25 protein-coding genes are annotated in these 26523 nt (G+C 73.9%); 12 read left to right on the forward strand and 13 right to left on the reverse strand.

The window, feature by feature from the left end; genetic code table 11:
- Nucleotides 1-1449, reverse strand: a complete 1449-nt coding sequence (locus tag J1G43_RS08985) for a PLP-dependent aminotransferase family protein (RefSeq protein ID WP_207378347.1) — start codon at nt 1447-1449, stop codon at nt 1-3.
- A gap of 62 nt (nt 1450-1511) precedes the next feature.
- Between J1G43_RS08985 and J1G43_RS08990 the strand changes: the two genes are divergently transcribed.
- On the forward strand, nt 1512-1664 hold the full coding sequence (locus J1G43_RS08990; protein ID WP_207370520.1) for a hypothetical protein: 153 nt from the start codon (nt 1512-1514) through the stop codon (nt 1662-1664).
- A 56-nt stretch (nt 1665-1720) separates the two neighbouring features.
- Nucleotides 1721-2545: a hypothetical protein gene (locus tag J1G43_RS08995; protein ID WP_207341141.1), complete on the forward strand. Its 825-nt coding sequence runs from the start codon at nt 1721-1723 to the stop codon at nt 2543-2545.
- Nucleotides 2546-2562: 17 nt separating this feature from the next.
- Here J1G43_RS08995 and J1G43_RS09000 read toward each other — a convergent pair whose 3' ends face one another.
- Nucleotides 2563-3162, reverse strand: coding sequence for a DUF3043 domain-containing protein (locus J1G43_RS09000; protein WP_207341142.1), 600 nt, complete (start codon nt 3160-3162; stop codon nt 2563-2565).
- A gap of 32 nt (nt 3163-3194) precedes the next feature.
- On the opposite strand from J1G43_RS09000, the gene J1G43_RS09005 reads away from it, so the two are divergent.
- Nucleotides 3195-4589, forward strand: a complete 1395-nt coding sequence (locus J1G43_RS09005) for a dipeptidase (RefSeq protein ID WP_207341143.1) — start codon at nt 3195-3197, stop codon at nt 4587-4589.
- A gap of 43 nt (nt 4590-4632) precedes the next feature.
- Here J1G43_RS09005 and J1G43_RS09010 read toward each other — a convergent pair whose 3' ends face one another.
- Together J1G43_RS09010 and nadA are read right to left on the reverse strand one after the other, a co-directional pair.
- The gene (locus J1G43_RS09010) at nt 4633-5151 is read right to left on the reverse strand and encodes a thioesterase family protein (protein WP_207341272.1); all 519 of its coding nucleotides are present in this window, start codon (nt 5149-5151) and stop codon (nt 4633-4635) included.
- A gap of 102 nt (nt 5152-5253) precedes the next feature.
- On the reverse strand, nt 5254-6450 hold the full coding sequence (gene nadA / locus J1G43_RS09015; RefSeq protein ID WP_207370517.1) for a quinolinate synthase NadA: 1197 nt from the start codon (nt 6448-6450) through the stop codon (nt 5254-5256).
- A 95-nt stretch (nt 6451-6545) separates the two neighbouring features.
- Between nadA and J1G43_RS09020 the strand changes: the two genes are divergently transcribed.
- Both J1G43_RS09020 and erpA read left to right on the forward strand, forming a co-directional pair.
- The gene (locus tag J1G43_RS09020; RefSeq protein ID WP_307859534.1) at nt 6546-7754 is read left to right on the forward strand and encodes a glycerate kinase; all 1209 of its coding nucleotides are present in this window, start codon (nt 6546-6548) and stop codon (nt 7752-7754) included.
- Nucleotides 7755-7827: 73 nt separating this feature from the next.
- On the forward strand, nt 7828-8178 hold the full coding sequence (erpA, locus tag J1G43_RS09025; protein ID WP_089799476.1) for an iron-sulfur cluster insertion protein ErpA: 351 nt from the start codon (nt 7828-7830) through the stop codon (nt 8176-8178).
- A gap of 131 nt (nt 8179-8309) precedes the next feature.
- On the opposite strand, the gene J1G43_RS09030 is transcribed toward erpA, so the two are convergent.
- A complete protein-coding gene (locus J1G43_RS09030; RefSeq protein WP_207378459.1) occupies nt 8310-9428 on the reverse strand; it encodes an aminotransferase class V-fold PLP-dependent enzyme in 1119 nt (372 codons plus the stop codon).
- Between the two features lie 374 nt (nt 9429-9802).
- On the opposite strand from J1G43_RS09030, the gene coxB reads away from it, so the two are divergent.
- The 3 genes from coxB to J1G43_RS09045 are packed head-to-tail and all read left to right on the forward strand — an operon-like array spanning nt 9803 to nt 12890.
- Nucleotides 9803-10672: a cytochrome c oxidase subunit II gene (gene coxB / locus J1G43_RS09035; protein WP_207341145.1), complete on the forward strand. Its 870-nt coding sequence runs from the start codon at nt 9803-9805 to the stop codon at nt 10670-10672.
- Nucleotides 10672-12495 (forward strand): cytochrome c oxidase subunit I, encoded by a 1824-nt coding sequence (gene ctaD / locus J1G43_RS09040; protein WP_207341146.1) that lies wholly within the window; start codon nt 10672-10674, stop codon nt 12493-12495. Before coxB ends, ctaD begins: the two co-directional genes overlap by 1 nt.
- Nucleotides 12492-12890: a cytochrome c oxidase subunit 4 gene (locus tag J1G43_RS09045; RefSeq protein ID WP_207341147.1), complete on the forward strand. Its 399-nt coding sequence runs from the start codon at nt 12492-12494 to the stop codon at nt 12888-12890. Before ctaD ends, J1G43_RS09045 begins: the two co-directional genes overlap by 4 nt.
- A 303-nt stretch (nt 12891-13193) precedes the next feature.
- On the opposite strand, the gene J1G43_RS09050 is transcribed toward J1G43_RS09045, so the two are convergent.
- The 5 genes from J1G43_RS09050 to J1G43_RS09070 form a co-directional block, all read right to left on the reverse strand.
- Complete coding sequence (locus J1G43_RS09050; RefSeq protein WP_207341148.1) at nt 13194-13820, reverse strand: superoxide dismutase; 627 nt, start codon at nt 13818-13820, stop codon at nt 13194-13196.
- A gap of 122 nt (nt 13821-13942) precedes the next feature.
- Nucleotides 13943-15691 carry a cytochrome bc complex cytochrome b subunit gene (locus J1G43_RS09055; RefSeq protein ID WP_207378348.1) on the reverse strand — a complete coding sequence of 583 codons (1749 nt, stop codon included), beginning with the start codon at nt 15689-15691 and terminating at the stop codon, nt 13943-13945.
- On the reverse strand, nt 15688-16752 hold the full coding sequence (locus tag J1G43_RS09060) for a ubiquinol-cytochrome c reductase iron-sulfur subunit (RefSeq protein ID WP_207370516.1): 1065 nt from the start codon (nt 16750-16752) through the stop codon (nt 15688-15690). The genes J1G43_RS09055 and J1G43_RS09060 overlap by 4 nt, the downstream gene beginning before the upstream one ends.
- On the reverse strand, nt 16749-17534 hold the full coding sequence (locus tag J1G43_RS09065; protein ID WP_089799463.1) for a cytochrome c: 786 nt from the start codon (nt 17532-17534) through the stop codon (nt 16749-16751). Before J1G43_RS09065 ends, J1G43_RS09060 begins: the two co-directional genes overlap by 4 nt.
- Before the next feature lie 72 nt (nt 17535-17606).
- Nucleotides 17607-18254 (reverse strand): heme-copper oxidase subunit III, encoded by a 648-nt coding sequence (locus J1G43_RS09070; protein WP_207341151.1) that lies wholly within the window; start codon nt 18252-18254, stop codon nt 17607-17609.
- A 184-nt stretch (nt 18255-18438) separates the two neighbouring features.
- On the opposite strand from J1G43_RS09070, the gene J1G43_RS09075 reads away from it, so the two are divergent.
- Nucleotides 18439-18855 carry a response regulator transcription factor gene (locus J1G43_RS09075; RefSeq protein WP_207341152.1) on the forward strand — a complete coding sequence of 139 codons (417 nt, stop codon included), beginning with the start codon at nt 18439-18441 and terminating at the stop codon, nt 18853-18855.
- A complete protein-coding gene (gene trpD, locus J1G43_RS09080) occupies nt 18852-19901 on the forward strand; it encodes an anthranilate phosphoribosyltransferase (RefSeq protein ID WP_207341153.1) in 1050 nt (349 codons plus the stop codon). Before J1G43_RS09075 ends, trpD begins: the two co-directional genes overlap by 4 nt.
- 31 nt (nt 19902-19932) lie before the next feature.
- On the opposite strand, the gene J1G43_RS09085 is transcribed toward trpD, so the two are convergent.
- Nucleotides 19933-20214: an Lrp/AsnC family transcriptional regulator gene (locus J1G43_RS09085; protein WP_207341154.1), complete on the reverse strand. Its 282-nt coding sequence runs from the start codon at nt 20212-20214 to the stop codon at nt 19933-19935.
- Nucleotides 20215-20221: 7 nt separating this feature from the next.
- On the reverse strand, nt 20222-22039 hold the full coding sequence (locus tag J1G43_RS09090) for a DEDD exonuclease domain-containing protein (RefSeq protein ID WP_207378349.1): 1818 nt from the start codon (nt 22037-22039) through the stop codon (nt 20222-20224).
- Nucleotides 22040-22108: 69 nt separating this feature from the next.
- Between J1G43_RS09090 and J1G43_RS09095 the strand changes: the two genes are divergently transcribed.
- The gene (locus J1G43_RS09095) at nt 22109-23416 is read left to right on the forward strand and encodes an NYN domain-containing protein (RefSeq protein WP_207378350.1); all 1308 of its coding nucleotides are present in this window, start codon (nt 22109-22111) and stop codon (nt 23414-23416) included.
- Nucleotides 23417-23507: 91 nt separating this feature from the next.
- Here J1G43_RS09095 and J1G43_RS09100 read toward each other — a convergent pair whose 3' ends face one another.
- Entirely contained in the window at nt 23508-25310 is a 1803-nt protein-coding gene (locus J1G43_RS09100; protein ID WP_207341157.1) for a long-chain fatty acid--CoA ligase, read from the reverse strand.
- 236 nt (nt 25311-25546) lie between these two features.
- On the opposite strand from J1G43_RS09100, the gene J1G43_RS09105 reads away from it, so the two are divergent.
- Nucleotides 25547-26494: an ROK family glucokinase gene (locus J1G43_RS09105; protein WP_207341158.1), complete on the forward strand. Its 948-nt coding sequence runs from the start codon at nt 25547-25549 to the stop codon at nt 26492-26494.
- Nucleotides 26495-26523 lie beyond the last annotated feature (29 nt).

A 26523-nucleotide genomic window follows, 5' to 3' on the forward strand; every position in this document is an offset into this window, starting at 1 on the left:
TCACACCAGCGTCGGCTGACCCCCTGCCACGCGCGCCGACGTCCGGGTGCCCAGGGCCGCCCAGGCCGCGGCCAGGCCGTCGACCGCGCGGCGCAGGGTGGCGGCGTCCTGCGAGAACGGCACGCGCAGGCGGTCCTCGAAGGTGCCGTCCACGCCGAACGCCGGACCGGGCGCGACGCGCACGCCGTGGCCGTGGGCCAGTGCGGCGAGCGCCGTCGAGACCGGGGCCCCCAGGTCGACCCACGTGGACAGCCCGCCGTGCGGGACCGCCACCTGCCAGTCGGGCAGGTCACGCGCGAGCATGCCCAGCAGGGCGTCGCGCTGGGCGCGGACCGTCGCGCGCCGCTCCGCGAGGATCTCGTCGGCCCGGTCCAGCAGCCGCAGGGTCACCAGCTGGTCGAGCACCGACGTGCAGAGGTCCACGTGCGCACGGCGCTGTCCCAGTGCGGCGACCACGTCCGGGTGCGCCCTGACCCACCCGACCCGCAGACCACCCCAGAACGACTTCGACGCGGATCCCACGCACACGACGTACCGGTCGACACCCCCGCCGCCCGCGAACGGGGCGGGGTCCGCGCCGTCGAGCGTGAGGTCCGTGAGCGTCTCGTCGCCGACCACCACCGTCCGGGTGCGGCGGGCCAGGTCGCGCACGCGCTCACGGTCCTGGTCCGGCAGCGACGTGCCCGTCGGGTTGTGGTGGTCGGGGACCAGGTAGACGAGGCGTGGCGAGGCCTGGCGCAGGGTGGAGGCGAGCAGGTCCAGGTCGGTGCCCTGCGTCGTCACGGGCACGGGGACGGGACGTGCGCCGACGGCCCGGACCGCGTCGACCGCGTGCGGGTAGGTGGGGTGCTCGACCACGACCCGGTCGCCGGTGCCCGCGAACGTGCCGGCGAGCAGGTGGATCGCCTGCTGACCGCCCGTGGTGACCAGGACCTGGTCCGGGGTGGTGCGCACGCCGCGGCGCGTGTACCGCTCCGCGATCGCTGCCCGCAGGTCGGGCAGGCCGAGCGGCAGGTACCCGGCGCGGGCGGTGTACCGGGGCAGGGCGTCGAGTGCGGCCGCGCACGCGGCCGCGAGCTGCGGGGGTGCGGGCGGGGCCGCGGCGGACAGGTCGACGAGCTCGTCGTCCACGGTGCCCAGACGGGCCGGAGCCCGGTCGCCCGCGTGGTCCGGCAGCGTCGTGACCGTGCCGGACCCGCGCCGGCTGACGAGGAAGCCCTCGTCGCGCAGCAGGTCGTAGGCCGCCGTGACGGTGGTCCGCGACACCCCGAGCGCCTCGGCCACCTCCCGCTCGCCGGGCAGCCGTGTGGCCAGCGGCAGCGTCCCGGAGCGGGTCAGGCCGCGCAGCGCGTCGGCGAGCGCCTGGTAGGCCGGGCCGTGGTGGTGCCACGAGCCGAGGAGGGTGCGCAGGCGGGCGCCGTTCACGCGGCGGTCGGCCGTCGGGGGCATGTGGCCACTCTTGCCGAAGTGGCACTGGAGGACAAGGCCACCGGCACGCCACGGTAGGGGCCATGTCGCTCCCGGTCGTGCTCCTGGCGTCGCTCGCCGTCGTCGCGCTCGGCGCCCTCCTCGTGCGCACCGTGCGCCGCGACGGCCTGGGGCACCGACCGCCGCCGCCGTCGCGGCACGACGACACCGCGGCACCTGGGCGGACGCTGCCCTGAGCGGTCCGCCGGACGGTAGCCTGCGGCCAGGTCGACGAGGGTGCCGGAGGAGGACGATGTACGCGGTCGGTGCGGTGGTGGACGGCTTCGAGCTGACCGGCTCGGGGGAGTGGGTGCGGCTCTCGCCGACGGCCGGCTCGCCCTACCGCCTCGGTGACGTCGTGGACGGGCACATGCTCGACGCGGACCTCACGTGGGTGGCGCTGCGGCGCGATCCCTCACCGCCGTACGCCGCGGGCGACGTGGTCGACGAGCACGTCCTCACGCCGGACGGCGAGTGGGTGCCGCTCGCGGAGCGGGTGCGCGCCCGTGCCGCCTCCGCGTCGGCACGGCGGGGTGCCGGACGCCCGGCGACCGGCGCCGGTGCCGGACCGTCCACCGCGGAGCGGACCACGTCGGAGCGCCCCACCCCGGAGCGGTCGGCGGCCGAGCGGTCCGCGCAGCGGGCGACCGAGCGCCGGCTCGCCACGGAGCGCGCCGCCGCGGAGCGCCGCGCGGTCGCCCACGAGGCGTCCGCGGACCGGCGGGCGGTCGAGCACCGGGCGGCCGACGCCCGGGACGCGGCGAGCCGTGCCGCCGAGCGCACGGCGGCGCAGGCCGCGGCGTCCGCGCCGGCGCAGCGCACCTACCGGGTCGGCGACGTGGTCAACGGGCACGTGCTGCTGCCGGACCACCGCTGGGTGCCGGTGCCCACCGGCTCGGGCCTGCCCTCGTCGGTGCAGCGCCACGGCGGGCAGCCGACCGAGCGGCAGCCCTCGGCTCGCCCCTCGTCCGCCACGGCGGGCGACCCGGCGGCGCCCCGCCGCAGCGGGGTGCCGCCCGTGGTGCCGCTGGCCGTCCTCGGCTTCGTCGTGCTCCAGGTGGTCCGGGCCTGCGGCTGACGGCCCGGCCCGGCCCGTCAGGCCGGGCGCTGCCCGTGCTTGACGAGCGGCTTCGGCAGCCGCGACGGACGCACCTGGAACGCACGGAGGACCGCGTACATGGTCAGACCGCGCGGGAGCTTGTCCTCGCCGAACTTCGCGACGAGGCGCTTCTTCAGCCCGCGCCACATCAGCCAGGCGTCGACCATCGACGCGATGATGTAGACGTACAGCAGCAGCAGCGTCGCGAAGGCGACCACGGGCGCGTTGCGCGCGGTGACGAACTGCAGGACCAGGAACACCGCCGCGAGCGGCAGGAAGAACTCGCCGAGGTTCCAGCGCGAGTCCACGCTGTCGCGCACGTAGCGGCGCACCGGTCCGCGGTCTCGCAGGGGCATGTGCCGCTCGTCGCCCGTGCGCATGGCCTGGTACTCCAGGTCGCGCAGCGCCCGGTTCCGGGCACGCGCCTCGCGTGCGGCGGCCCGGCGGTCCGTCGGGACGAGGGGTCGCTTGTTGCGCGCCTCCGCCTCCTTGCGCTTGGGCGTGGGGCGGCCCTTGCCCGTGGGCTCCGGCTGCGGCGGCTCGTCGACGAGGGGCGCGTCGACCGTCGGCGGGGGGTCCTGCTTGCGTCCGAACACCCTCCCAGGGTAGTCGAGTAGCGTCGGACGACGTGACCACCATCGACCCCGTCCCCACCCCGACCGACGACCGCGTCGCCGTGCTCCGGGCGCGCGTCGCCGAGCAGTTCGCCGGCGTCCGCGCGGACCTCGAGGCCCTCGTGCGCATCCCGAGCGTCTCGAACACCGAGTTCGACCGGGCGCACGTCGAGGCCTCCGCCGCCGCTGTCGCCCAGCTGCTCTCCGACGCGGGCATGCCCGAGGTCCAGGTGCTGCGCGTCACGGGCGCCGACGGCACGCCGGGGGCCCCCGCGGTGGTGGCGCGCCGACCGGCCCCGGACGGCGCCCCGACCGTGCTGCTCTACGCCCATCACGACGTGCAGCCGCCCGGTGACGACCGCCACTGGTCGTCCGCGCCCTTCGAGCCCACCCAGCGCGGCGAGCGCCTGTACGGCCGCGGCGCGGCGGACGACAAGGCGGGCGTCGTGGCCCACGTCGGTGCGCTGCGCGCACTCGGTGACGAGCTCGGCGTCGGCGTGACGGTCTTCGTCGAGGGCGAGGAGGAGATCGGCTCCCCGACGTTCGTCGACTTCCTGCACACCTACCGTGACCTGCTCGCCGCGGACGTCATGGTCGTGGCGGACTCCTCCAACTGGAAGGTGGGCGTGCCCGGCCTGACCACGTCCCTGCGGGGTCTGGTCGACCTGGTCGTCGACGTCGAGGTGCTGTCCCACGCGGTCCACTCCGGCATGTTCGGCGGCCCGGTGCTCGACGCCCCGACGCTGCTGGCCCGCCTGATCGCGACCCTGCACGACGAGCACGGGGACGTCGCGGTCGCGGGACTGGTCCACGCCGACGACCCGACGGTCGACTACGACGAGGCCGAGCTGCGCGCCGACGCGGGCGTGCTGCCCGGCGTCCGGCTGGCCGGCACCGGCCCGCTGACCGCGCGGCTGTGGACGCGGCCGGCCATCGGCGTCATCGGACTGGACGCCCCGCGCGTCGCGTCCGCCTCGAACACCATCACGCCGCGCGCGTCCGCGATGATCTCGGTCCGGCTCGCACCGGGGCAGGACCCCGCCGCGGCCATGGCGGCCATGCGCGAGCACCTCCTGGCGCACGCGCCGTTCGGTGCGCGGGTCACCGTGCACGAGGGGGAGCAGGGGAGGCCGTTCCGGTCCCCGGCCGACTCCGCGGGCATGCAGGCCGCCCGGTGGGCGATGCGCACCGCGTGGGGCACGGCGCCGGTCGACATCGGCGTCGGCGGGTCCATCCCGTTCATCAGCGACCTGCTCGACGTCTACCCCGACGCGACCATCCTCGTGACGGGCGTCGAGGACCCCGACTCGCGTGCGCACGGTGCCGACGAGTCGGTGCACCTGGGCGAGCTCGAGCGGGTCGTCCTCGCCGAGGCGCTCCTGCTGGAGGTGCTCGCACCGACGGCATGACCTCCGCACGCCGGCCCGCCCGCCGCGGCGGCGGGCCGGCGGCTCAGCGGTGGGCGACGTCGACGGCGCGCGCCCAGGCGGCGACGTCCTCGGGCAGTGCAGGGCTCTCGCGCAGCCCGGCGTCGATGGCGGCGATCACGTCGGCCGGCGCGATGCGGTCACCCGCGCGTGACAGGAAGCGCCCGGCGACCCAGCCGCGGGCCACGAGAAGCCCGTCGCGCTCGACCACCTGCTCCAGGTAGACCACGCGGCCGTCCCACCCGAGAAGGCGCGTCGTCACCGTGAAGCGCTGCCCGAGGGTCAGCGAGCGGCGGTACTTCACGGTCGACGCGGCGACGACCGGGTACCACCCGCGGGCCGACAGCCGGCCGAAGGCGCCGAGGTCGGCCAGGTAGTTCGACCGGCCCAGGTCCATGTACTGCAGGTACACCCCGTTGTTCACGTGGCGGTACAGGTCCAGGTCGCCCGGGCGCACGCGCAGGCGCGTGACGGACGGGGCGAGCGGGTCGAAGCCGGGCAGGGCGCGCCGGGGGCGCAGGGTGGCGAGCGTCAGCTGCAGCATCCGGGACACGGCGCCGAGGCTACCGGCGGGTACGCGTGCTGTGTCTCAGGGCGCCACGGCGGGGTGGCCGCGACGACCGGGAAGCCGGACGACCGGCCGGCGTCAGTGGCCGGGCAGCGCCAGCATCTGGTCGAGGGCCGCACGCGCCCACCGCGCGTCCTGCTCGCCGACGACGATGCGGTGCGGGACGCGTCCGGCGACCAGCTCCTCGAGCGTCCACACCAGGTGCGGCAGGTCGATCCGGTTCATGGTGGAGCAGAAGCAGACCGTCGAGTCGAGGTAGTGCACCGAGAGCTCGGGGTGCTGCCGCGCCAGCCGACGCACCAGGTTGAGCTCGGTGCCGATCGCCCACGACGAGCCGGGCTCGGCGGCGTCGAGGGCCTTGATGATGTACTCGGTCGAGCCGACCATGTCGGCCGCCGTGACGACCTCGTGCGTGCACTCGGGGTGGACGAGCACGGTGACGCCGGGGACGGCGGCACGCACGTCCGCGACGTTGCGCGCCGAGAAGCGGCCGTGCACCGAGCAGTGGCCGCGCCACAGGATCATCCGGGCGTCGCGCAGCTGCTCGGCCGTCAGGCCTCCGCCCGGCCGCCGCGGGTCGTAGACCACGCAGTCGTCGAGCGACAGGCCGAGCTGCGTGACGGCCGTGTTGCGCCCCAGGTGCTGGTCGGGCATGAAGAGGACCTTGCCGCGCCCCGCCAGGCCACCCACCCGGTCGAACGCCCAGCGCAGCGCCACGTGCGCGTTGGAGGACGTGCACACCGTCCCGCCGTGGCGGCCGGTGAACGCCTTGATGGCCGCGGTCGAGTTCATGTACGTCACGGGCACCGTGTCCTGCGCGACCCCCGCGTCGACGAGCACGTCCCACGCGTCCTCGACCTGGTCGACGGCCGCCATGTCCGCCATCGAGCAGCCCGCCGCCAGGTCCGGCAGCACGACCTGCTGGGTGTCGGACGTCAGGATGTCCGCGGACTCCGCCATGAAGTGCACGCCGCAGAAGACGACGAACTCGGCGTCGGGGCGCGCGGCCGCCTCGCGTGCGAGCTTGAAGGAGTCACCGGTGACGTCCGCGAACGCGATGACCTCGTCGCGCTGGTAGTGGTGCCCGAGCACGAAGGCGCGGTCGCCGAGTGCTGCCCGGGCGACGCGCGCCCGTTCGACCAGTCCGGGGTCACCGGGCTCGGGCAGCGCGCCGACGCACTCCACACCGCGCTCGGAGGACAGGTCGACGCCGCGCCCCAGCAGCAGCAGGGCGGACGCCGCGGGCTCGGTGAACGTGCCGGTGGGGGTGCTCACGGCGGCATGATCGCACAGGGGTCCCCGCCACCCGCGGACGCGCCCGGCCCGTGGCACGGTCCGGGGCAGGGGCCGGCACGTGCCACCATCGGGGCGTGCGCGTCCTCATGGCCCCCGACGGGTTCGGCACCCACCTCACGCCCGCCGAGGCGGCCGCCGCCCTGCGCGCCGGCTGGTCCGACGGCGCACCGCACGACGCGGTCGACGTCTGTCCCCTGGCGGACGGCGGGCCGGGGTTCGTCGCCACGCTGCACGCCACGCTCGGTGGCGACCTCGTGCCGGTGACGGTGGGCTCGCCGCTGGGCGAGCCCGCGCCCGCGGCGATGCTGCGCGTCGGCACGACGGTCCACCTGGAGTCGGCGCACGCGGTGGGCCTGGGGCTGGTGCCGGTCGGGCGGCGCGACCCCACACGGACCACGAGCCGGGGGGCCGGGGAGCTGGTCGCGGCCGCACTGCCCGGGGCACGTCGGGTCGTGGTCGGCCTGGGCGGGTCCGCCACCAACGACGCGGGCGCCGGCCTGCTGCTCGCCCTGGCGCAGGCCCTGCTGCCGCCCGGCACCGTCGACGAGGACGTCGCCGCCCGGTTGGGCGGCGGGGGTGGCGCCCTCGGTGGGCTGCACGCCGACGACCTGCGGTGGCTGCCCGCCCTGCGGACCGCGCTCGCGGGCGTCGACCTGCTCGCCGCCGTCGACGTGGACGTGCCGCTGCTCGGCCTGACCGGCGCCTCGGCGGGCTTCTCGGAGCAGAAGGGCGCCACCGCCGAGCAGGCCCAGGACCTGGAGCGTGCCCTCGGCTCGTTCGCGCACGCCGCCACGACGGCCCTGGGAGCCGTTCGCACCGGCCCGGGCGCCGACCTGCTCGGCGCGTCAGACGTCCGTCCCGCCCGGCCGGCCGCGCTGCCCGGGGCCGGTGCCGCCGGTGGGCTCGGCTTCGCCCTGGCGCTGCTGGGCGCGCGCCTGCTGCCCGGGGCGCGCCTCGTCGCGGACGCCGTGGACCTGCCTGCGCGCATCGCCGCGCACGACCTGGTGGTCACCGGCGAGGGGCGCACCGACTGGCAGTCGCTGCACGGCAAGGTCGTGGCCGAGGTCGCCGCGCGGGCGCTCCCGCTCGCGGTACCCACCGTGGTGGTGTCCGGGGAGGTGCTCGTCGGTCGACGCGAGCTCTCGGCCGCGGGCGTGACTGCCGCGTACCCGGTGGCCGAGGGCCCGGACGCAGTCCGCGTCGCGCTCGCGGACCCTGCGGGCACGCTGCGTGCACGGACGGCCCGCGTCGCGCGCACGTGGTCGCCGGCGCGTGGCGCGTAGGCTGGTCGGGAACAACGGACCGGCCGACGGTGTTGGCGTCGTCGAGGAACGTTCTGGCGAACCCGGGAGTGACATGAGCGAGACCACCGAGACCACGACGCACGGCGTCCAGCTCACCGACGTGGCGGCCGACAAGGTGCGCAGCCTGCTCGAGCAGGAGGGTCGCGACGACCTGCGGCTGCGTGTCGCCGTGCAGCCCGGGGGCTGCTCCGGCCTGATCTACCAGCTCTACTTCGACGAGCGCCTGCTCGACGGCGACGCGACCCGCGACTACGACGGCGTCGAGGTCGTCGTGGACCGCATGAGCGTGCCGTACCTCGAGGGTGCGACGATCGACTTCGCCGACACGATCGAGAAGCAGGGCTTCACGATCGACAACCCGAACGCGGGCAGCGCCTGCGCGTGCGGCGGCTCCTTCAGCTGACACCGGGATCCCGCACACCGGGCCCGCACCCGTCAGGGGTGCGGGCCCGGTGCGCGTCCGGGGTCCCGTGCGGGACGGGTCCCCGCGCCGGTGCCGTGCGGGTCGGGCCGTCCTGCCGGGCGGGCCTGCCGTCAGGCGCCGAGTGACGCGCGCACGGCGGCGACCGCACCGGGCAGCACGTCGCAGAACCGCCGCACCGCGTCCGTGGTGACGTCCGCCGGCAGCGACAGCCGCACGTTGCCCTGCGTGAGCGCCCCCATCGCCGCCAGCACGTGGCTGGGCTCCAGCGAGCTCGACGTGCACGCCGAGCCCGAGCCCACGCCGAGGCCCGCGCGGTCGAGGGCGTCGACGATCGCCTCGCCCTCGACGTAGAGGCAGGAGAACGTGACGACGTGGGGGAGACGGTCCACGGGGTCACCGACGACCTGGGCGTCCGGCACCGTCGCCGCGACGCGACGGCGGACCTCGTCCACGAGGGCGCGTCGGTGCGCGTCGGCGCGGTCGCGGTCCGCCGCCGCCTCCTGCAGCGCGACGGCGGCCGCCAGCGCCAGGGGCACCGGGACCCCGCCGGGCGACCACCGGTCGTCGTCCTCGGGCCAGTCCGGGCTGCGGCGCACGCCGGTGCGCGTGACCGTGACCCCCAGGGGCGGACCGCCCCAGTCGCCGGCGTCGGCGACGAGGACGTCCCCGCCGGCGGGCGGCGCCAGGTGCCCCGTGCTCGCTCCGACGTCGACGACGAGGGGCACGCCGGTGCCGCGCAGCGCGGCGTGCACCGCCTCGACGGGCTGGCACGTCCCGACCTCTCCGTTGGCGTGCTGCAGGACGGCCAGCGCCGTGCCCGCCGTGCGGGCCAGGGTGACGAGCTCGTCGGCGTCCACCCGTCCCAGCCGGTCGACGCCCACGGGCTGCACGCGCCCGCCACCGCGTGCCGCGGCGAGCTCGGCGGCGTGCTGGATCGCGGCGCGCTCGACGGTCGGCACCACCACGTCCGCGCCGACCCGCCGCCGTCCCCGAGCGACCCCGAGCACGGCGTTGTGCAGGGCGAGCGTGTGGCTGGGCAGCAGGTCGACCTCGTCGGGGCGGGCGCCGAGCTCCGCGGCGAGCGCCTCGCGCGCCCCGTCGAGCAGGAGGCGGGCGCGCCGCCCCTCGGCGTACAGCCGTCGCGGGTCCGCCCAGCCCTGGTCGAACGCCTCCAGCAGCGCGGTGCGCGCGCCCGGCCGCAGCGGGGCGTGGCCCGCGACGTCCAGCACGGCCCGCGCGGGGGCTGCGGCAGGCCGGGCGACGTCCGGGACCGTGCTCGCGGACGCCGGGCCGGTCGCTGCGGTGCGCGTCGCCGCAGGGGGCAGGGGATCGGTCACCCCGGCACGCTAACGCGCGGAGCCCTTGCCCCTGCCCTCACCGCTGTCGCCGCTGTCGCCGCCGAGCGCGCGAGCGCTCGTGACGGGCACGGACGTGCGGCCGGGCCGCGGGTGTGACGGTGCTGACACCATGTCGTCAACCGTGTGCCGCGGCACGTGAGCGCCGCCACGGCGCGCTACGCTGACCCGGTCGAGGACGAAGGTCCCACACGGCTGCCTGCACATGGCGGGATGCCGTCCGGTGGGACGCGAGTGGAAGGTTCCCCGTGCACCCGGTTCCCCCCCGCCGTACCCGGCGCGTGTCCGTCGCCGTGCTGGCCACGGCGCTCGTGCTCGCGCTCAGCGGCTGCTCCGAGACGGTCCAGCGTGGCTGGCTCCCCGGCTTCTCCGACCAGGAGGTCACCGACCAGACCGGTCGCGTGGTCTCGCTGTGGGTCGGGTCGTGGATCGCAGCCCTGGCCGTCGGCGCCATCACCTGGGGCCTGATCCTGTGGTGCGTCGCGGTCTACCGGAAGCGCAAGGACGACGACACGCTGCCGGTCCAGCTCCGGTACCACGTGCCGCTCGAGATCATGTACATCCTGCTGCCGGTGGTCATGGTGGGCGTGCTCTTCTACCACACCAACGAGGACACGCTGGCGATGCAGGACACCTCGGCGGAGCCCGACGTGCGCATCCAGGCGATCGGCAAGCAGTGGAGCTGGGACTTCAACTACCTCGACGACGAGGTGTACGAGACCGGGCAGCAGGCGATCGACATCGGCACCGAGCCGGCCGCGCTGGACGAGCAGGTGACGCTCTACCTCCCGGTCGACCAGCGGGTCGAGTTCACGCTGGACTCGCGGGACGTCATCCACTCCTTCTGGATCCCCGACTTCCTCTACAAGCTCGACATGATCCCGGGGCACACCAACACGTTCCAGGTGACCCCGACGCGTGAGGGCGTCTACCGCGGCAAGTGCGCGGAGCTGTGCGGCGAGGAGCACTCCTCGATGCTGTTCAACGTGGCCGTGGTCTCGCAGGACGAGTACGACGCCCACATGGAGGAGCTGCGCGAGCGCGGCCAGACCGGAGCCCTCGGCCTGGAGTACAGCCGGCTGCAGGACCTGAACGACGTGGCAAAGGACGAGCACTGATGGCGGCGAGCACCGAGGTCATCCCTGGCCTGTCCCCCCGGCGGCAGTCGCTCGGGCGGACCGTGGTCAAGTGGATCACCTCCACGGACCACAAGACGATCGGGTACCTGTACCTGATCACCTCGTTCATCTGGTTCGCGGTCGGCGGCATCCTCGCGCTGCTCATCCGCGCCGAGCTGTTCCAGCCGGGCATGGACCTGTTCCAGTCCAAGGAGCAGTACAACCAGGCGTTCACGATGCACGGCACGATCATGCTGCTGCTGTTCGCGACCCCGCTGTTCGCGGGCTTCGCCAACATCATCATGCCGCTGCAGATCGGTGCGCCGGACGTCGCGTTCCCGCGGCTCAACATGTTCGCGTACTGGCTCTACCTGTTCGGTGGGCTCATCGCCGCCGCCGGCTTCCTCACCCCGCAGGGTGCGGCGTCGTTCGGGTGGTTCGCGTACGCACCGCTGTCGAACCAGATGTACTCACCAGGCGTCGGGGGAGACCTCTGGGTCTTCGGCCTGGCCCTGACCGGCTTCGGCACCATCCTCGGTGCCGTCAACTTCATCACGACGGTCGTCACGATGCGCGCGCCGGGCATGACCATGTTCCGGATGCCGATCTTCACCTGGAACATCCTGGTGACGTCGCTGCTCGTCCTCATGGCGTTCCCGCCGCTCGCAGCCGCGCTGTTCGCGCTGGGCGCCGACCGGCGCCTGGGCGCCCAGGTCTTCAACCCGGACAACGGCGGTGCGCTGCTGTGGCAGCACCTGTTCTGGTTCTTCGGCCACCCCGAGGTCTACATCATCGCCCTGCCGTTCTTCGGCATCGTGTCCGAGATCCTGCCGGTGTTCAGCCGCAAGCCGATCTTCGGCTACAAGGGCCTGATCTACGCCACGATCGCGATCGCGGCGCTGTCCGTGACGGTGTGGGCGCACCACATGTACGTCACCGGGGCCGTCCTGCTGCCGTTCTTCGCGTTCATGACGATGCTGATCGCGGTGCCGACCGGTGTGAAGTTCTTCAACTGGATCGGCACGATGTGGCGGGGCAAGCTCACCTTCGAGACACCCATGCTGTGGTCCATCGGCTTCCTGGTGACCTTCCTCTTCGGTGGGCTGACCGGCGTCATCCTGTCCAGCCCGGCGCTCGACTTCCACCTGTCCGACACGTACTTCGTGGTCGCGCACTTCCACTACGTCGTCTTCGGCACCGTCGTGTTCGCGATGTTCGCCGGCTTCTACTTCTGGTGGCCGAAGTTCACCGGCCGCATGCTCGACGAGCGGCTGGGCAAGATCCACTTCTGGGTGCTGTTCGTCGGGTTCCACATGACGTTCCTCGTCCAGCACTGGCTCGGCGTGATCGGGATGCCGCGGCGGTACGCGGACTACTCCCCGGCGGACGGGTTCACCTGGATGAACCAGCTCTCCACCGTGGGGTCGGCGATCCTCGCGGCGTCGACGCTGCCCTTCCTCTGGAACGTCTACGTGACGTGGCGCAACGCCCCCAAGGTGACGGTCGACGACCCGTGGGGCTACGGCGGCTCGCTCGAGTGGGCGACCAGCTGCCCGCCGCCGCGGCACAACTTCACCTCGCTGCCGCGCATCCGCTCGGAGCGCCCGGCGTTCGACCTGCACCACCCCGAGGTCGCCGCGATGGACCACGTCGAGCCGGAGGACCCGGGCCCCCTCGACTGGGCGCCGCAGCGCACCGGCGAGCGGGAGCTGGCCGAGGAGCGCATGACCCGGGACACCGGTGAGCAGCGCCAGTCGACGGCGACGGTCGTCGAGGACGACATCGAGGACGTGCGTGCGCGTCGCGAGGAGGACGAGCGGTGAAGATCGAGGCGAAGCTCTTCCTCTACGGGATCCTCTTCTTCATCCCCGTCGGCCTGATCTACGGGTTCTGGAGCGGCGGCGAGGCGGTCGGCACGGTCGGCATCCCGCTCGTGGGTGGCCTGGTCGGCATGATCGGCGGCTACTTCGCGCTGCTGGCCCGTCGGATCGACCCCCGCCCCGAGGACGACGAGCTCGGCGAGATCGAGCAGGGCGCCGGCAACCAGGGCACGTTCAGCCCGTGGAGCTGGTGGCCGCTCGTCGTCGCGCTGGGTGGCTCGGTCGCGTTCCTGGCCATGGCCATCGGCTGGTGGCTCATGGTCCCCGCAGCCGTCCTGGGCGTCATCGGGCTCGTGGGATGGATGTTCGAGTACTCGCGCGGCCAGCACGCGCACTGACGCACAGCACTCCACGACGGCCCGTCACCCTCGAGGTGGCGGGCCGTCGTCGTCCACCTGGGCCCACACGGGGACGGAGATCGAGCAGTACGTCGACACCGACGATCCCCGCTCCAGGCTGTGGCGGGCATCGGGGGAGACGAGCTCGCTCCTCCTCAGTCCGCTGCGGAGTGGCGGGACGACGAGCTCGTCATCCTCTGAGCCGGCGAGCTCTGAGATCGTCGGCCGGCGCTCCCGACCGTCGGGGACACACAGCGGCCGCCCACCCCGAGGGGTGAGCGGCCGCTGTGGTGCGTCAGGGCGTCAGGCGGGGACGATCAGCCCGGCCGTCTGGGTGCGCGCGCGCGTGAAGCGCTCTGCGGCGTCCGCCCAGTTGACGATGTTCCACCAGGCCTTGATGTAGTCCGCCTTGACGTTGACGTAGTCGAGGTAGAAGGCGTGCTCCCACATGTCGAGCACGACGATCGGCACGAGGCCGAGCGGGTAGTTGCTCTGCTGGTCGTACAGCTGGAAGATCGCGAGCTTCTGGCCCACCGAGTCCCAGCCGAGGATCGACCAGCCGGATCCCTGGATGCCCGCGGCGTTCGCGGCGAAGTGCTTCTGGAACGCCTCGAACGACCCGAAGAACTCGTCGATCGCGGCGGCCAGCTCGCCGACGGGCTTGTCGCCGCCGTCGGGGGAGAGGTTCTCCCAGAAGACCGAGTGGTTGACGTGCCCACCAAGGTTGAACGCGAGGTTCTTCTCGTGCAGGTTCACCGCGGCGAAGTCGCCCGCCTCGCGCGCGGCAGCGAGCTTCTCGAGCGCCGTGTTGGCGCCCGTGACGTACGCGGCGTGGTGCTTGTCGTGGTGCAGCTCCATGATCCTGCCGGAGATGTGCGGCTCGAGCGCCGCGTAGTCGTACGGCAGATCCGGGAGCGTGTAGTCAGCCATCTCGTACCTCTCCTGCGTCGGGTGGCGGTGTTCAGCATCCGCCCGGAAACGCCGTCGCGGTGCCCGGCACGTCCGGCCGGACACCGCGAACGGTCGTCTGTGGGGTCAACTCTGGACCAGGATCACCTGTTCCGCGTGCCGGGCCCCGTCTCGTCCTCCGGGCGGAGGCGCGTGCCGCCGCCCGTCGGTGCGCTCTCGCCCAGCAGCTGGGCGGGGGCCTTCTCCTGGTCGGACCCGAGCGCGTCGTGCTCACCGTGCGAGTGCGACGCCTCCAGCTCGGCCGGCGTGACCGGCTCGACCCTGTCCTCGTAGAACACCTGCGACAGGCGCTGGCGCACGCGGTCCATCCGGTAGCCCTTGCGACGCACGCCGCGGGAGTCCTCCGCCGGCTCGATCTCGATCGGTCGCGTCGGGTCGTGCTGGACGCGCAGCCAGCGCGCGTGGGCGTCGAGGGGCTTGTGCACCTCGATGTACTCGCCGGACGCGAACCGCACGATCTGCCCGGTCTCGTGCCCGTGGAGGACCAGCTCGCGGTCCTTGCGCTGCAGCGCGAGGCAGATGCGCTTCGTGATGACGAACGCCGCCCACGGGCCCAGGAAGAACAGGACCCGGAACACCCACGTGATGTCGTTGATCGACAGGTGGAAGTGCGTCGCGATGATGTCGTTCGAGCCCGCGAGCACCAGGATGAAGAACGCGGTCAGCAGCGAGACGCCGAACGCGGTGCGGAACGGCCGGTTGCGCGGACGGTCCAGCACGTGGTGCTCCCGCTTGTCGCCGGTCGCGAACGACTCGACGAACGGGTACAGCGCCAGCAGCGTGAAGAGCACGCCGGGCACGACCACCGCGGGGATGAGGACGTTGAGCGACAGGGTGTACCCGTCGGGTCCGAACAGCACGTACTCCGTCTGGCCGGGCATGAGCCGCAGCGAGCCCTCGAGGAACAGCATGTACCAGTCGGGCTGGGCACCTGCGGACACGGGCGACGGGTCGTACGGGCCGTAGTTCCACACGGGGTTGATCGACAGCGTCGCGCCCATGAGCGCGATCACGCCGAAGACGACGAAGAAGTAGCCGCCCGCCTTCGCGACGTAGATCGGGAACAGCGGGTACCCGACGACGTTCGCGTTGGTGCGTCCGGAACCCGGGTACTGCGTGTGCTTGTGCAGCACCACGAAGAACAGGTGCAGCGCGATCAGCGCGAGGATCAGGCCCGGCACCAGCAGGATGTGGACCGTGAAGAGCCGCGGGATGATGTCGTGCCCCGGGAACTCGCCGCCGAACACGAAGTAGGACAGGTAGCTGCCCACGATCGGGATCGCCTTGATGACGCCGTCGGTGATGCGCAGGCCGTTGCCCGACAGGACGTCGTCGGGGAGCGAGTAGCCCGAGAAGCCGGCCGCGAGGCCGAGGATCAGCAGCACGAAGCCGACGACCCAGTTGAGCTCACGCGGCTTGCGGAACGCGCCGGTGAAGAAGACGCGCATCATGTGCGTGACGATCGCGGCCATGAAGATCAGGGCCGCCCAGTGGTGGATCTGCCGCATGAGCAGACCACCGCGGACCTCGAACGACAGGCGCAGCGTGGAGGCGAACGCCTCGGACATCTCGACGCCGTGCATCGTCGGCCAGGGGCCGTCGTAGTGCACCTCGGCCATGCTCGGCACGAAGAACATCGTGAGGAACACGCCCGAGATCAGCAGCGTGATGAAGCTGTAGAGCGCGATCTCGCCGAGCAGGAACGACCAGTGGTCGGGGAAGATCTTGCGCGCGAACTCCTTGACCGCTGTCCCGATGCCGGTGCGCTGGTCGAGGTAGTCGGCCGTCCTGGCGGCCTTGCCGCTCGGCGGTGCCGTGGTGGTGGCGCTCATCGCAGCCGCTCCCAGAAGCTCGGACCGATGGGCTCGTGGAAGTCGCTCTGCGCGACCAGGTAGCCCTCGTCGTCGACGGTGATCGGCAGCTGGGGAAGCGGCCGCTTGGCGGGACCGAACACGACCTTCGCGCCGTCGGCGACGTCGAACGTGCTCTGGTGGCACGGGCACAGCAGGTGGTGCGTCTGCTGCTCGTACAGGGCCACCGGGCATCCCACGTGGGTGCAGATCTTGGAGAAGGCCACGATGCCGTCGTACGACCAGCCCTCGCCCTGCTCCGACTTGATGTCCCGGGGGTCGAGCCGGACCAGCAGGACGACGGCCTTGGCCTTCTCGTCGAGCGGCGCGCCGGTCTCGTCCAGGCCCTCGGGGATCACGTGCACGACCGAGCCGATGGTCACGTCGGCCGCCTTGATGGGGCGACCGGTGGGGTCGATCGTGAGCTTCTTGTTCTTCGCCCACATCGTGTGCTTGAGCTTGCGGACGTTCCAGTCCTCGCCCACCTCACCGATCAGCGGCAGCGCGATGGTCAGGGGGAACAGCGCGAGCGACGAGACGAGGGCGCCCTTGAGCACGCCCCGCCGGCCGATCGCCGAGTCCTCGACGCCGTCCTTGAGGACCTGCACGGCCTCGGCGCGGGTCTGGTCCGAGCTGCGCTGGGCGTGCCGGTCCTCGGCCTTCTCGTGGTCGTTCATCAGCGACTTGGCCCAGTGCACGGCGGCGAGACCGATGCCCAGCAGGGCGAAGGCGAGCCCGAGCCCGAGCGTGAGGTTCGACCGGTGCAGCGTCTGGGGGGAGTCGCCCAGCGGGAAGGCGAAGTACGCGATGATGAACCCGATCGTGCCCAGGATCGAGATCGCGAACAGGGCGACGACCTGCCGCTCGGCACGCTTGTTCGCGGCCGGGTCGACGTCGGAGCGTCGCGGTCGGTGAGGGCCGAAGCCCGGGTTCGGGAAGCGCTCGGGCGAGTCCTCGCCCTCGCGCAGGACGACGTCCGAGCCCGCCGTGTCGGCGTGCGGCCGCTCGTCGTGGCCGTCGTGGCCGTGCTGGGTGATGCTCACGAGGACCTCGCTCCGATCCAGACCGCTGCTCCGATGAGCAGTCCCATGCCGATGACCCACGCCCACAGGCCCTCGCTGACGGGGCCGAGGCTGCCGAGGTCGAGACCGCCGGGCGGGCTCTCACGCTGCAGGTCGACGTAGGCGATGATGTCGCGCTTCTCGTCCGGCGTGAGGGTGGCGTCGTTGAAGACGGGCATCGACTGCGGGCCGGTCGCCATCGCCTCGTACAGGTGGGTGGGCGTGGTCTCCCACAGGTTCGGGGCCCACTTGCCCTGCGACAGCGCGCCACCGGCGCCGACGGCGTTGTGGCACATCGAGCAGTTGGTGCGGAACAGCGCCATGCCGTTGGCCGGGTCACCCAGCGCGGGGTCGACCTGCTCGGCGGTCGGCACGGCCGGTCCGGGGCCGAGCGCCGCGACGTACGCGGCCAGGGCAGCGATCTGCTCCTCGTCGAACTGCGCCGGCTTGGCGGGGGCCTGCGGACCGTTCGCCTGCATGGGCATGCGCCCGGTGCCGACCTGGAAGTCGACCGCCGCGGCGCCGACGCCGACGAGCGACGGGACCACGTCGGTCCCGGTGGCGTCCGGCCCGTGGCAGGTCGCGCAGTTGGCCTGGAACAGCTTCTCACCGGTCTCGACCTGGTCAGCCGATGCCGCCGCGGGGGCGGCGTCGGCGGACGTGGGGGACAGCACGGCGTACAGCGCGCCGGTGAGGAGCAGCGCCAGCAGGAGCAGCACGACCGGCGCACGCCGGTCGTGCCTGCGGGCTGCGAGTGCCTTCACGGATCGGTCCTCGTCTCGCGTGTCAGGGGATGTGCGGGTGGGTGGCGCCGGCCCGCGCGGGGCCGGCCGGCGTCATCGGACGAGGTAGATGACCGCGAACAGCGCGATCCACACCACGTCGACGAAGTGCCAGTAGTACGAGGTGACGATCGCCGTCGTCTCCTCGTGGTGGGTGAAGCGCTTGGCGGCGAAGGAGCGTCCCAGCAGGAAGAGGAACGCGATGAGGCCGCCGACGACGTGCAGGCCGTGGAAGCCGGTCGTCAGGTAGAAGACGGAGCCGTAGGGCGACGACGAGATCGTCAGCCCGTGCTCCACGAGCTCGGCGTACTCGAAGATCTGGCCGCCGATGAAGACCGCGCCCATCACGTAGGTGAGCGTCATCCACTCGTTCATGCCCCACCGCCGGAACTGCAGCAGCGACCCGGTGCGCACGGGCTGGAGCCGCTCGGCGGCCCACACGCCCATCTGGCAGGTCACGGAGGACAGCACCAGGACGGCGGTGTTCGCGAACGCGAACTGGAGGTTGAGCTTGGCGGACTCGACAGCCCACTCCTCCGGGACGGCCGCCCGCACCGTGAAGTACATGGCGAACAACCCCGCGAAGAACATGAGCTCGCTGGCGAGCCACACGATCGTCCCGACCGACACGGGGTTCGGTCGGTTCACGGTCAGGTGGGGGGCGGGGCGCGAGGCAGCCGTTGCGGTCGACACGTCCGCCATTATGGCTGACGGGAGCGTTGCTTGGGTCGTTGGACCCATGCGCGTCCCCGGGGATATGTCACATCGTCACCTTCGGTGCGACCCGGCGTGCCGCGATCCGCGCCGCGGACCGGTCGTGGCACCCGCGTCGCAGGTCGGACGTGCCAAGATGCAGTCTGCACGTCGACGACGAGTGAGGGGCACCATGAGCACCGCGAACCCGGCGGCCCGCGCGCCGCGCATCCTGCTGTACAGCGACGACGTGGACGCGCGTGAGCAGGTGCGTCTCGCGGTCGGTCGCCGCCTCGGGCGGGGCGAGCCAGACATCGCCTGGGTCGAGGTCGCCACCGCGGACGCCGCGATCGCCGCCACGGACGCCGGCGGCCTGGACCTGCTGGTGCTCGACGGCGAGGCCGACAAGGTCGGCGGGCTCGGCCTGTGCCGCCAGCTCAAGGACGAGGTGTACGACTGCCCGCCCGTGCTCGTGCTGACCGGGCGGCCGCAGGACGCCTGGCTGGCGTCGTGGTCCAACGCCGACGCCGTCGTGAGCCGGCCGCTGGACCCGGTCGTGCTGCACGCGGCGGTCGCCGACCTCGTGCACGCGGGCGTGCCGCGCGGATGACGGTGACGACGACCTGGCCCGACCTGCTGACGACGCTCGTCCGGGGCCAGGACCTCGACAGCGGGCACGCCGCCTGGGCGATGGACCGGATCATGAGCGGTGACGCCTCGCCCTCGCAGGTGGCCGGCTTCCTCGTGGCGCTGCGCGCCAAGGGCGAGACCGTCGACGAGCTCGCCGGCCTGGCGGACACGATGCTGGCCCACGCGCACCGGTTCGAGGTGCCCGGGCGCACCGTGGACGTCGTCGGGACCGGGGGCGACCGCCTGCACACGGTCAACGTGTCCACGATGGCGGCCCTGGTGGTCGCGGGCGCCGGCCTGACCGTCGTCAAGCACGGCAACCGTGCCGCGTCGTCGTCGACCGGTTCCGCCGACGTGCTCGAGGCCCTGGGCATCCGGCTCGACCTGCCGCTGGCACGCGTGGGCGCCCTGGCGTCCGAGGTGGGGATCACCTTCTGCTTCGCCGGCGCGTTCCACCCGGCCATGCGGCACGCGGGCGTCACGCGACGCGACCTCGGGATCGCGACCGCCTTCAACTTCCTGGGTCCGCTGACCAACCCCGCGCAGCCCCGGTCCAACGCCATCGGGGTCGCCGACGCGCGCATGGCGGGCCTCATCGCCGGCGTCCTCGCCGCCCGTGGCAGGTCCGCGCTGGTGTTCCGGGGGGAGTCGGACGGCCTCGACGAGGTCGCCGCGACCGGTCCCACCCGGTTCTGGGAGGTCCGGGACGGGGTGGTCCGCGAGGAGCTCGTCGACTGGGCCGCCGTCGGGGTACCCCCGGTGACGGTCGAGCAGCTGCGCGGCGGTGCCGCCGACCGCAACGCCGAGGTCGTGCGCGCCCTCCTCGGCGGGGAGCACGGTCCGGTGCGGGACACCGTGGTGCTCAACGCCGCTGCCGCGCTCGTCGCCGACGCGACGCTGCCCGGCACCTCCGCGGGCACGCTCGTGGAGCGGCTGGTCGCCGGGGCCGGGCACGCGGAGCGCGCGCTCGACGACGGCGCGGCGGCCGCGGTCCTCGAGCGCTGGCGGGCTGCCGCCGCGGCCTGACGCACGTCCCCGCGGCGGCTGCCGCCCCGGGTCAGTCCTCGAGGCCGAGCGCGAACGCCTCGTCGAGGTCGTGCCGCGAGTACGCGCGGAACGCGATGTACGTCTGCGTCCGCAGGACGCCGTCGAGCTTGCTGACCTTGTCGGCGATGACGTCGGCCAGCCGCTCGTGCTCCCGCACACGGACCATGGCGATGAGGTCGACCTCGCCGGTCACCGAGTACACCTCGCTGACGCCCTCGATCTCCGCGGCCGCGGCCGCGACCTCCGGGATGCGGGCGGCGTCGCAGTCGATCAGCACGATGGCAGTGAGCATGCCGCCATCATGCCGTGCGCTGCGGCACCCCGGCAGGGGAGCCGGGCGTATCGTCGACCAGCGGCGCGCGCGGCGCGACGAGGTCGAGGGCTACCGCCGCAGCCACGTCGCGCACCGCCTGCGCCGCGCGGACCGGCGAGGACCACTCGCCGTCCACCTCCACGAGGCGCACGCCCGGCTGCTCCAGCCAGGTCAGCAGCAGGTCCGTCTCCTCCGGGTGCGCGGCGGTCGCAGGCGCGACGGGCGGCGCCACGTGCTCCCCGCCGGCACGCAGGCTCGCGACGACGGGGCGCGGGTCGGTGCGCCGGTCGACGACGGCGGTGCCGGCCAGCCGGCCGTGCCGGACCAGCACGAGCTCCCACCCGCCGTCCTGCGTGCGGCACGCGGCGACGAGCTCGCGGACCGTGGCCAGGCGGCCGTGCCGTTGCGCGCGCGCCGCGCCGCGCAGGAACGCCGTGAGGCGGTCGCGCACCGCCGCCGCCTCCTCGAAGCGCTCCTGCGTGGCCAGCGTGCGGATGCGCGCCGCGTGGGCCTCGGCCACGGCCGCGGGGTCGCCGGTCATCGAGCGGCGCACCGCGTCCGCCACGCCGGCGTACGTCGTGACGTCCTGGCCGCCGGTGCACGGCGCACCGCACCGCCCGACCTCGGCGAGCACGCAGGCGTGGGCTCCGGGCGCCGGCGTCGCCGGCAGCCGGCCGGTGCACTGGCGCAGCGCGAACGCCGCGTGCAGGGCGTCCACCGCCTGCTGCGCGAGCGCCCGGGACGCGAACGGTCCGATGTGGGTCGGCCCCGGCCGCACGTCCCGCACGACGGACAGCCGCGGGAAGGGCTCGTCCGTCAGGCGCACCCAGGGCATGCGCTCGGGGGACCGGGAGCGGCGGTTGTAGCGCGGGGAGTGCTCGGCGATGAGGCGCAGCTCGCGGACCCGCGCCTCCAGCGGCGACACGCACACCACGGGGTCCACGCGCTCGGCCAGCCGCACCATCTCGGTCATGCGGCCGCGCTTCTCGGCCGAGGTGAAGTAGCTGCGCACGCGGCGGCGCAGCGAGGTCGTCGACACCCCGACGTACAGCACCTCCTCGCGCGGGCCACGGAAGAGGTAGACGCCGGGGGAGTCGGGCAGGCCGTCGGCCAGCGTGCTGCGGCGGCGCACGTCCGCCGGGACGGGGTCGGTGGCCGTCGCGAGGTCCTCGAGGTGCGTGACGCCCAGCGGCGCGAGCCGACCGAGCAGCGCGTGGAGCACGTCGACGGTCGCCCGCGCGTCGGACAGCGCGCGGTGGTTCGGGGTGACCTGCGCGCCGAACAGGGCGGCCAGGGTCGAGAGCTTGTGGTTGGGCGCCTCGTCGCGCAGCACGACGCGGCGCGCGAGCCGCACCGTGTCCACCACCGGGAAGCCGGGCCACGGACGGTCGAGCCGCGCCGCGGCGGCCCGCAGGAACCCGACGTCGAAGGGTGCGTTGTGCGCAACGAGCACCGACCCGCGGGCGAACTCCAGGAAGCTCGGCAGGACCTGGGCGATCGTCGGCGCGCCGACGAGCATCGACGTGGTGATCCCCGTGAGCACCTGGATGAACGGCGGGACGGGCCCCCCGGGGTCGACGAGCGTCTGGAACTCGCCGAGGACCTCGCCGCCACGGACCTTGACCGCCCCGATCTCGGTGATCGCGTCCTCCGTGGCGCGGCCACCGGTCGTCTCGAGGTCCACCACCACGAACGTCACGTCCCGCAACGGCGTGCCGAGCTCGTCCAGCCCGAGCTGCACGGGCGCGGCGCCCGGTCCGGGTGCCGTGTGCTCGAGCGGACGCAGACGACGAGCGGTGGGCATGTGGCGGACGGTACCCGGCCGCACCGACACCCCCCGCCGTCGACGGCGCCCCGACCTAGGGTGGGGCGCATGGCGGAGCCGCAGGACGGGGCGCAGGACGAGGTGCAGGACGCCGCCGAGGTGCCCGCGGACCTGCGGGCGGCGCTGGTGCGCCTGGCCGCCGACGTGCTCGGGGAGACCGACCCCGCGCAGACGCCCGCGGCGCTGCGTGCGGTGCGACGCTTCGCACCCCGGCGGCGCGCGACGGCCGGTGCGCTGCCCCTGTGGACGGCGCTGCAGGAGGACGAGGGCTTCCGGGCGCGCGTCACCCGGGTGTGGCTGCTCGCGCAGGACGGTGCGCCCGCAGCGGCGGAGCCCGACGCGGCCGGACCGCCGCCCGGGGCGTCCCCCGACGCTCCGGCGCTCGACAGGGCGGTCGGCGCCTGGTTGCAGGGGCACCCGTGGCAGGACCTGCTGCGCCCGGAGGCCCCCGCGCCCCGTCAGGACGCCGACGCGCGCCGCGACGAGGCGGCCGCGCGCGAGGCCGCCCGGCTGCGGGTCGCCCTGGGCGTGGCCCGCGAGGGCGAGCGTGCGGCCCGCGAGGAGCTCGCGGCGCTGCAGCGCGAGCTGCGCCGGCTCCGCTCGGACGCCGACCGCGCGCGCGGCGACGCGCGGGCACTGGCCGCGGCGGCCGCCGAGGACGCCCGGCGGGCGGCCGCGGACCACGCCGCCGCCACCGCCGAGCGGGCGGCCGCGGCCGCGGACCTGCGGGCGGCGACGGCCGAGCGCGCCGTGGCCCGGGACACCGCACGCACCGGCCGGCGCCTCGCGGAGACGCGCGCCCGCCTGCTGCTCGACACGCTGATCGACGCCGCCGGCGGGCTGCGTGCCGAGCTGGCGCTGCCGCCGGTCGTCGACCTCCCGGCCGACCTCGCGGCGCCCGCGGACGCGGCGCCGACCGACCGGCCCACGTCGCGGGGTCGCTCGGTCGACGACCCGGCGCTGCTCGACGACCTGCTGCGGCTACCGCGGGCGCACCTGCTCGTCGACGGCTACAACGTGTCGAAGACCGGCTGGCCCGGCACGACGCTGGCCGACCAGCGACGGCTCGTGGTGGACGGCATGGCGGCGCTGGCTGCGCAGACCGGCGCGGAGATCACCTGCTGCTTCGACGGGCAGCCCGGCCACCGGGCCGTCGCGGCCGTGCGGGGCGTGCGGGTGCTGTTCACGTCGGGGGAGACGGCGGACGACCTGCTGCGCCGCCTGGTGGCGGCCGAGCCGCCGGGCCGCGTCCTCGTGGTGGCGACGTCGGACCGCGAGATCGTCCGCGACGTCGAGGCGCACGGCGCCTGGGCGGTGCCGGCGGTGACGGTCGTGGAGCGGCTGCGGCGCCGCTGACGCCGGTGCCTCCAGGAACGACGGGGGACGCACCACGCCCCCGGCACGGGGTGCCGGGGGCGTGGTGACGGTGCGGTCGACGGGCTGCGGGTCAGCGCTCCCCGGAGGTGTACAGGGCCTCGACCTCGGCGGCGAAGTCCTTCAGCACCTCGGCCCGGCGGACGCTGAGCTTCGGCGTGAGGTACCCGTCGGCGATCGTCAGGTCGCGGTCGAGGATCCGGTACCGGCGGATGGACTCGGCGCGCGAGACGGCCTTGTTGGTGCGCTCGACGGCCCGGTCCAGGGACGCCAGGACGTCGGGGTCCTTCGCCGCCTCCTCGACCGACATCGCGGGCTTGCCGTGCGCGCTGAGCCAGCCGGGCACGCCCTCGGGGTCCAGCGTGATGAGCGCACCGATGAACGGCCGCTGGTCACCGACCACGACGACCTGGCTCACCAGGGGGTGGCCCCGCAGCCGGTCCTCGAGCACGCTCGGGGCGACGTTCTTGCCGCCCGCCGTCACGATGATCTCCTTCTTGCGGCCGGTGATCCGCAGGAAGCCGTCCTCGTCGATCGAGCCGAGGTCGCCCGTGCGGAACCAGCCGTCCTGCATGGAATCGGCGGTCGCCTGCGGGTTGTTGTGGTACCCGCGGAAGACCTGGATGCCCTTGATCTCGATCTCGCCGTCGGCGGCCAGCCGCAGCGCGGTGCCCGGCAGCGCGGGGCCGACGGTACCGATCTTGGTGCGCTCGGGCAGGTTGACCGTGGCGGGTGCCGTGGTCTCCGTCAGGCCGTAGCCCTCGAGGACCTTCAGGCCGACCCCGCGGTAGAAGTGCCCGAGCCGCTCGCCGAGGGGCGCACCGCCGGAGATGGCCCACTCGACCTGCCCCCCGAGCACCTTGCGCAGCTTCGAGAGCACCAGCACGTCGGCGACCTTGTGCTGCAGCCGCAGCCAGGGGCTCGGCCCGCGCGGGGTGTCCAGTGCACGGGAGTAGACGATCGCGGTCTTGGCGGCCCGCTGGAAGATCGCGCCCTTGCCCCCGGCGGCGGCCTTCTGCTCGGCCGAGTTGTAGACCTTCTCGAACACGCGCGGCACGGAGAGGATGAACGTGGGGCGGAAGGTCCCGATGCCCTCGATGAGGGTCTTGGTGTCGGGCCAGTGGCCCAGGGTCGCGCCCGCCGGGACCGTCAGCACGTGCACGAACCGCGCGAACACGTGCGCGAGGGGCATGAAGAGCATGGTCCGCGCGCCGGGGTCGGACACGACGGCGCTGAGCTTCTCGACCGCGTTCGTCGTCAGGACCGAGAAGTTGCCGTGCGTGAGCTCGACACCCTTCGGACGGCCCGTGGTGCCGGACGTGTAGATGACGGTGGCGAGGTCGTCGCGCGCCGCGAGACCACGACGGCGCGCCACCTCGGACTCCTCGACGCCGGCACCGGCCGCCACCAGCGTGTCGAGCGCGCCGTCGTCGATGACGAGCACCTCGCGCAGGGTGGGCGCCTGGCCGCGCACCTCGGCCACGACGTCGGCGTGCGCCTGCGTCTCGACCACCAGGAGGCTGACGTCGGCGTCCGTGAGGATCCAGGCGACCTGCTCGGCCGACGACGTCTCGTACAGCGGCACGGGGACCGCGCCGACCGCCCACGTCGCCCAGTCGAGCAGGGACCACTCGTACCGCGTCCGCGACATGATGCCCACGCGGTCGCCGGGCTGCACGCCCTTGGCGACGAGCCCACGCGCGGCCGCCACGATCGCGGCGTCGTACTCGCGCGCCGTCATGGGCAGCCAGGCGCCGTCCACGTAGCGCTCGACGAGCACCCGGTCCGGCGTGCTGCGCACGCGGGACGCGAGCAGGTCGTTGAGGTTGTCCGACGGATCGACCTCGACGAGGAGAGGGCTGTGGGACTCGTCCATGCTGACTCCAGTGGCAGGGGGGCGAAGGGTGCCATGAGGATACGGGACGTCCGTCCCTGGTCACGGGCGTCCGGACGGGTGGAGTCGCAGGCCAGGGGCACAGGGCTGTGCCGGGCGACCGGGTCACGGCCCGGCGTGCGGCGTGGTCGCGCTCCCGCACCGGTCGACACGGGCGCTAGCGTGGGTGGCGCGTGCGCGAGGGACGCGCCGCGGCGAGGGCAGGAGCGGACCGGGACATGCACGCCATCGGGGTCGACATCGGCGGGACGAAGATCGCGGCAGGCGTGGTCGACGACGACGGCAGGATCCTCGCGCAGACGCGGAGGGACACCGACCCCGACGACGTCGCGAGCATCGACGCCGCCATCGCGGACGTCTACCGCGAGCTGACCGCGTCGTACGAGGTGCAGCAGGTCGGTCTGGCCGCGGCGGGCTTCGTGGCCTCGGACCGCGCCCGCGTGCTGTTCGCCCCGAACATCGCGTGGCGCGAGTACCCCCTGCGGGACAACGTCGCCGCCCTCATCGGCGACCCCGACGTGCGGGTCGTCGTCGAGAACGACGCCAACGCGGCGGGGTGGGCCGAGTTCCGGTTCGGCGTCGGGCGGGACGTCGAGGACATGGTGATGCTCACGCTCGGCACCGGGCTGGGCGGTGCGATCGTCTCCGGCGGGCGGCTGGCCCGGGGTGCCTGGGGTGCCGCTGCCGAGATCGGCCACATGCGGGTGGTGCCCGGCGGGCACTACTGCGGCTGCGGGCACGAGGGCTGCTGGGAGCAGTACGTCTCGGGCTCGGCGCTCGTGCGCGACGCGCAGGCCGCCGCGATCACGCACCCGGAGCTCGCGGCAGGACTGCTCGAGCTCGCCGGCGGCGGTCCCGACGCGATCACGGGCCCGCTCGTCACGCGGGCGGCCCAGGACGGCGACCCGCTCGCCCTGGAGCTCCTCGGGGAGGTCGGTCGCTGGGTCGGGGAGGGTGCGGCCAGCGTCGCGGCTCTGCTCGACCCCGAGCTGTTCGTCATCGGCGGCGGCGTGAGCGCCGCGGGCGATCTGCTCCTGGTGCCCGCGCGCAAGGCGTTCGGCGAGCAGCTCTCGGGCCGAGGGCACCGGCCGGAGGCGGCGATCGTCGTCGCGGCCATGGGCAACGACGCCGGCATGGTCGGCGCCGCAGACCTCGCGCGGATCTGACGTCCACCCGCGCCGACGGCGGCGAGGCC

This window comes from Cellulomonas sp. zg-ZUI22, assembly GCF_017353535.1.
Taxonomy (GTDB): Bacteria; Actinomycetota; Actinomycetes; order Actinomycetales; family Cellulomonadaceae; genus Cellulomonas; species Cellulomonas wangleii.